Source organism: Bordetella sp. (assembly GCF_057362025.1).
Genome location: NZ_JBMQQZ010000007.1, coordinates 88881 through 94966, shown reverse-complemented (window position 1 = coordinate 94966; position 6086 = coordinate 88881). Strand labels below are relative to the sequence as shown.

The 6086-nt window shown below is 64.6% G+C and carries 4 protein-coding genes, 1 pseudogene and 1 other annotated feature; of the genes and pseudogenes, 1 reads left to right on the top strand and 4 read right to left on the bottom strand.

Going from position 1 to position 6086, the window contains the following annotated elements:
• From ACO1P8_RS03145 to ACO1P8_RS03130, 4 genes and pseudogenes are all read right to left on the bottom strand, one after another.
• Positions 1-552 (bottom strand): annotated as a pseudogene (locus ACO1P8_RS03145) (transposase); the annotation flags it as partial.
• Positions 152-268, bottom strand: a sequence feature (AL1L pseudoknot). (Overlaps the previous pseudogene by 117 nt.)
• A 191-nt stretch (positions 553-743) precedes the next feature.
• Positions 744-1739, bottom strand: coding sequence for a quinone oxidoreductase family protein (locus tag ACO1P8_RS03140; RefSeq protein ID WP_486294468.1), 996 nt, complete (start codon positions 1737-1739; stop codon positions 744-746).
• Between the two features lie 222 nt (positions 1740-1961).
• Positions 1962-3122 (bottom strand): formylglycine-generating enzyme family protein, encoded by a 1161-nt coding sequence (locus ACO1P8_RS03135; RefSeq protein ID WP_486294467.1) that lies wholly within the window; start codon positions 3120-3122, stop codon positions 1962-1964.
• A 26-nt stretch (positions 3123-3148) separates the two neighbouring features.
• Entirely contained in the window at positions 3149-4771 is a 1623-nt protein-coding gene (locus tag ACO1P8_RS03130; RefSeq protein WP_486294466.1) for an arylsulfatase, read from the bottom strand.
• Between the two features lie 498 nt (positions 4772-5269).
• Between ACO1P8_RS03130 and ACO1P8_RS03125 the strand changes: the two genes are divergently transcribed.
• On the top strand, positions 5270-6064 hold the full coding sequence (locus tag ACO1P8_RS03125) for a sulfite exporter TauE/SafE family protein (protein WP_486294465.1): 795 nt from the start codon (positions 5270-5272) through the stop codon (positions 6062-6064).
• The last annotated feature ends 22 nt before the right edge of the window (positions 6065-6086 follow it).

Below are 6086 nucleotides of genomic sequence, written 5' to 3'. Positions count from 1 at the left end.
TCAGTTGCCGCCAGACCTTGTCGGCGCCGTAGACCCGGTGGTTCTCCTGCCAAACCCGCTGGACATGGGGCTTGAGTTGCTCGTCGCGCCGGGCGCGGTCGCTGCGCCGTGACGGATCACGCAGCCGCGCGGCATGACGCCGATAGGCCGACGGGGCAACCTGCAACACCTTGCAGATCGGCTCGACCCCGTAGACCCCCCGGTGCCGGTCGATGTAGGCCTTCACGACTTCAGCTTGCGGTCGAGCTCCGCCTGCGCGAAAAAAGCGCTGGCCGTGCGCAGGATGTCATTGGCACGGCGCAGTTCACGGTTCTCCCGCTCCAGCTCCTTGATCCGCTCCCGCTCGCTGGTCGTGACGCCTTCGCGCTGTCCGCTGTCGACTTCGTGGCGTTTGACCCAGGTCAGCAACGTCTGCGCCGAGCAGCCAATCTTCGGCGCGATGGATTCGACTGCCACCCACAGCGACGGATACTCGCCGCGGTGCTCCTGCACCAGCCGCACGGCACGCTCGCGCATTTCAGGGGAAAATTTGTTCGCGTTGTTCTTGCTCATGGCTCCATTCTCTCAAGAGTCGGAGCCTCCGCAAAACCCGGGGCGGTTCAGTTTGTATTAGCTGTCACCATCCCCTAACGTAACCTTGCCCACGCTTTGCTCCACTACGACGATAAGATGCTCTTGAGAGTCGAGCTCCGTGGCCGTCAGTGGGGTAAGATTCCTATCGGCTTGCAGGGGCCGGCGGCGGATCAAGGCACCAGGATGATCGCGCCGACGCCTTGGCGTTGTTCCGCGTATTCGTGTGCCCGGGCTGCCTCGTCCAGCGGGAACCGCGCGCCTATGTTCGGCTTGATGGCCCCGCTGGCCAGCGCCTCGAACGCGTCGCGCGCGTTTTCGCGGAAAGTCCGCACGTCCGCGTTGTGGGGAAAGACGGAGGGGCGCGTCAGGAACAGGCAGCCCTTTTTGTTGAGGATCTCGGGGTCGATCGAAGGGGCCGGCCCGGAGGCCGCGCCAAAGAGGACGACGGTACCGAACTGGGCGGCGCAGTCCAGGGACCCCATGAAAGTGTGCTTGCCGACCGAGTCGTAGACGACATTCGCCTTGCGGCCTTGCGAGGCATCGATGATTTCTTGCACCCAGTCGGGCCGGCTGTAGTCTATGGCGACGTCGCAACCCGCTTGAACCGCGGTCTGGCATTTCTGCGGGCCGCCGGCCGTGCCGATCACATAAGCGCCGAGCGATTTCGCCCAACTGCTCAGGATCTGCCCCACACCGCCCGCGGCAGCGTGAACGAGCACGATGTCGCCTTCGCCGACGCGATAGGTTTTTCTCAGGAGATATTGCGCCGTCATCGCCTTGAAAAATATCGCGGCGGCGACTTCATCGGTGATGCCGTCCGGAATCCTGACCAGCCGGTTGGCGTCCACATTGCGGCGATCGGCATACGCCCCTATGCCGGCATTCATATACACCACGCGATCGCCGGCCTGGAATCCGGCGACATCGCGGCCGACACGCTCGACAATACCGGCGGCTTCATGGCCGATGCCCGTGGGAAGCGGCAGCGGATATTTTCCCGAGCGCTGATAGACATCGATGTAGTTGAACCCGATTGCCGTCTGGCGCAATTGCACTTCAAAGGGAAGCGGTTCGGGAATCGCCGTGGTTTCGACCTTCATCGCATCGGGCGAGCCGAACTGTTCAAGCACGATCGCTCTGCCCGTCGTACCGCTGGAGTCAGTCATCGAGTGGCCTCTTGGGAGGTGGAAGTCGGAACGCCGACGCGAGGGTCACGAGGGGCGTACACGTTCTATGCCGTTACGGTGCCAAAAGCATACCGTAACGTGGCTTCCCGTCCGCTGGAGAGCGCGAATCCTCTTCAACGAATTTTGTCCGTTTCGGTTCGATGCGCGAATGCGATCGCCGCGCCGGCAGATTCCAATCCGGCGTGTTTTGAATCGTGGCGCCTATCGTCCGGCCAGGGTGCGCGCGGCGGCGGCCGGGCGACTGGCTTGCTGATTCCATTGGGCGTCGTCCATCGCCAATCGGAAGCCAAGGTGCGACATGCTGTTGTAGGGGTCGGTACCGCGCCGGGCGCTGGGCCGATAGCTAAGGCAATACGACTCGTTGCAAAGGAAGGATCCGCCGCGGGTCACGCGCTTCGGCGCGTTGGCCGGCACGCCAGGCTCGTAGGGGTCGTAGCTATCGGTCGGGCCGCGGGGATCGACGATGGGCTTGCCCCGCGCCGCCTCTCGCGCGAACTGGTCGGCGCGATACCAATCGGCCACCCACTGCCATGCGTTGCCCGTCATATCGGACAGTCCATAGCCGTTGGGCGGGAATGTCCCCACCGGGCTGGTGCCGGGGGAGGTCCGGGTATTGGCGGAAGCGACGGGAAAAGGTTGCTTCTGCTGCCCCTGCCATACATTGGCCATCTGCTTGCCGTCCGGCGCGAAGTCGTCGCCCCAGGCGTAAGTGGCCTGCTCCAATCCGCCGCGCGCGGCGTATTCCCATTCCGCTTCGGTCGGCAAGCGCTTGTGCGCCCAGTTCGCGTAGGCCAGCGCATCTTCGTACGAGACCTGGACCACCGGATGATCGTCCTTTCCGTCGATGTTGCTGCCCGGGCCCAGGGGGTGCCGCCAGTCCGCGCCCGGCACGTAGCGCCACCACAGCGCGATGTTGTCCAGCGCGACGGGGCCCGACGTGCCGACGAACACCATGCCTCCCGCTACCAGGGCCGCATCCGGCGGCCGCGGGGTGCCGGGCGGCAGCTGGACCCGCAATGTTTCCCAATCCGGCTTGCGCTCCGCCGTGGTCACATACCCGGTCGCTTCGACGAACCGGCGAAATTCCGCGTTGGTGACATGATGCTGGTCGATCCAATACCCGTGCACCTTCACCGGATGGGCCGGCCGCTCGTTCGGCTGGGCCGGGCGCGCGTCGCTGCCCATCTGGAAAGTCCCGCCTTCGATCCACACCATACCGGCGGGACCGGAGACCCCATCGCCCACCCGCGGCTCGCGGTGTTCGCCGGACGCGAGGATACGGGAGGCGCCGATCGCCAGGCCGACGCCGATCAGGCTGGCCGCCGCCAGCAACAGGTACCGTGATTTGGCTGCAAGCTTCATGGCTGGGCTCCAGGAGGGCGGCGGGCTCAATTGCCCGCATGGGATTCCATGGCTCTTTGGATCTGTTCCTTGACGGCGTCCAGATTGAAGCTCGCACCCCGTTGCATGGGCGGGAATTCGAGGGCCGTTTCTGCGAGCTTGGCGATCTCCTGTTGCACGAATTGAAAGCGCCAGAACTCGTAGATGAACCAGCTGTAGTAATTGAGCGATCCGCCGTTCGCGCTTGGAATGCCGGTTCGCTCGAAAGGATCCAGCCGCACGTTGGACAGGATGGGCCAGTCGACCTTTATCGTGCCGCCCAGCCATCCGCTGGGCTGGTCCGTGAAACGGTACTTGTAGTCGTCGATTCGCACCGCCGATAGCGTGGTTTCCGTGAAGTAGATGATTTCGTGGCGCGCCGACGGTCCCTTGCCGGTGATCAGCGCGGTCTGGTCGTATCCATCCAGGTGAACCTTGTACGTCCTGTCGCCCAGTTGTTTGCCTTGTCTGAGCTCTTCGGCGATGTTCGGGTTTCCGGCGGCCGCGACGAAGGTCGGAAACCAGTCCATGCCGGACATGATGCCGTTCTCGACCTTGCCCGCCGGGACTTTGCCTGGCCAGCGCAGGATCGCCGGCACGCGGAAGCCGCCTTCCAGCGCCGTGCCCTTGCCGCCCGCGAACGGCGTCTGGCCGCCATCCGGCCAGGTGAAATTCTCCGCGCCGTTGTCCGTGGTGAACACGACAATGGTGTTGTCGTCGATGCCCAGGTCCTTCAATTTCTTCAGCACCTGGCCGACATCGTCATCGAGCTGTGCCATTCCGGCTTCATAGACGGACCAGCCGTTCTCGGGCGTCCGCATCTTTTGGTATTGCTCCGACAAATGCGTGACCACGTGCATGCGCGTGGGATTGAGCCAGACGAAGAACGGCTTGCCGTCGGTGTGCGCCTTGTCGATGAACTTCAAGGCGGAGTCGCGGATCTCGTCGTCGACGGTTTCCATGCGCTTCGGGTAGAGGGGGCCCGCGTCTTCGATCCTCTGCTTGCCGATTTTGCCCCAGCGCGGCTGAACGGTCGTATCGTCGGTGTCCGTGGCCCAGCTATGCACCATATTGCGCGGTCCGACCGTGTCCTTGAGTGACTGCGGATAATTCGGATGGGCTGGGTCTTCCATCGCATCCAGGTGATAGAGATAGCCGAAGAACTCATCGAACCCATGCACGGTCGGCAGGAACTTATTGAGATCGCCCAGATGGTTCTTGCCGAACTGTCCCGTCGCGTAGCCCATGGATTTCAGGACCGTGGCAATGGTGGCCGCTTCCGCCGGAATCCCGAGCGGCGATCCGGCCTGCCCCACGGTCGTCAGGCCCGTGCGTATGGGCAACTCGCCGGTGATGAAGTTGGCGCGGCCGGCGGTGCAGCTGGCTTCCGCGTAATAGTCGGTGAAGCGCATTCCCTCCGTTGCCATCCTGTCCAGGTTCGGCGTCCTGCCGGCCATGATGCCCTGGTGGTAGGCGCCCACGTTGAACCAGCCGATATCGTCTCCCATGATGACGAGGATGTTGGGCGAGCGGCCGCCGGACTGCGATTGGCTGCCGGTCTGGCATAGCGCCGGGGCGGCCCACAGCAGGGTCGCGGAAACGCACAGGCTCTCCAGAATTCGTTGCTTCATGTCAGCGCTCCTAGGTGGGTTTCACGCAGGAACCGGATCGAGAGCCGCGTAACCGTCCCGTATCCGCGTTCGGGGGGCGACATCGATTTATGAGAGCAGCAACCGTGAGGCTTTTGTCAGGCAGCGCGGGCCGGGCCGCTAATGAGCCGAAAAGGAGGCGCCGCCGGATTGCCATACGCTGACATCGCGAAGGCTACGCGGCCGGCTTAGGGCGACGCAGCCTCGTTTACCCGGTCGTAGCCGTTAGTGGCTGCGCCTAACAACGTAGTCGAGCCGGGGGCATCCAGGCTTCCGCATCGAAGGGTCGGCGCCGGCGGTTTACGCCCTGCCGTGCCTGCCGCGGCCAGCCCGTGGGAAGAGGGCCTTTCGTGGGCCTCCGCGGGCATCGTCGCGAATATCGAATGCCGCCGGTGAAGCAAAGAGACACTTACGCGATCTTGATAAATGGCTAATTATATTTAATAATAAGCTTATTTCCTAAAGTCATTAAATCGCATCATGATCGCCACGTTGCTCGGCTTATGTATCGGCATCTCGCTGGGGCTGACCGGCGCGGGCGGCGGCATACTGGCCGTCCCCGCCTTGATGTTCGGACTCGGCATGACCTTGGCCCAGGCGGCCCCGGTCGCCCTGATCGCCGTCGGCGCGGCCGCGGCGGTGGGGGCGGCGGAAGGCCTGCGCCGCGGGCTGGTCCGCTACAAAGCCGCGCTGTTCATGGCGGTCGCGGGCGGGCTTGCCGCCCCGGTCGGGCTCAGGCTGGCGCACCAGGTACCCCCGGCATGGCTGAACTGGGGATTCGCGGCGGTCATGCTGCTGGTCGCGGCGCGCATGTTCCGGCAGTCGCTGCCGCGTACCGCCGACGCCGGCCATACCTCGGCGCCCACCGGCAAGGCGTGCCGGCTGTCGCCGGAAACGGGAAGGTTCATCTGGACCCGGCGGGCGGCGACGACGCTGGGTTCGATCGGCGCGGCCTCCGGGCTATGCACGGGAATGCTGGGCGTGGGGGGCGGATTCATCATCGTGCCGGCGCTGGCCCATTTCAGCGACGCGCGCATGCACAGCATCGTTTCCACATCGCTGATGGTGATTGCGCTGGTATCGGCGGCGACCGTCGTCTCGGCGGCCGCGCATGGGCTGTCGATCTCGGGCGCGCAGTGGGCTTTCGTCGCGGCGGCAGTAGCCGGCATGGCGGTCGGCCGTGTGCTGGCGCCCCGCGTGCCGCAGACGGCGCTGCAGCGGGTGTTCGCCGCGGTCTGTACCGTCGTTGCCGCCGTGCTGATGTGGCGCGGCTGAGGCCCGGGCAATGTCCGGCTCG

Bases quoted from the DNA above. Each gene is read 5' to 3' on its own strand.
- ACO1P8_RS03140 (WP_486294468.1), bottom strand. From the start codon at position 1,739: ATGACTGACTCCAGCGGTACGACGGGCAGAGCGATCGTGCTTGAACAG.
- ACO1P8_RS03135 (WP_486294467.1), bottom strand. From the start codon at position 3,122: ATGAAGCTTGCAGCCAAATCACGGTACCTGTTGCTGGCGGCGGCCAGC.
- ACO1P8_RS03130 (WP_486294466.1), bottom strand. From the start codon at position 4,771: ATGAAGCAACGAATTCTGGAGAGCCTGTGCGTTTCCGCGACCCTGCTG.
- ACO1P8_RS03125 (WP_486294465.1), top strand. From the start codon at position 5,270: ATGATCGCCACGTTGCTCGGCTTATGTATCGGCATCTCGCTGGGGCTG.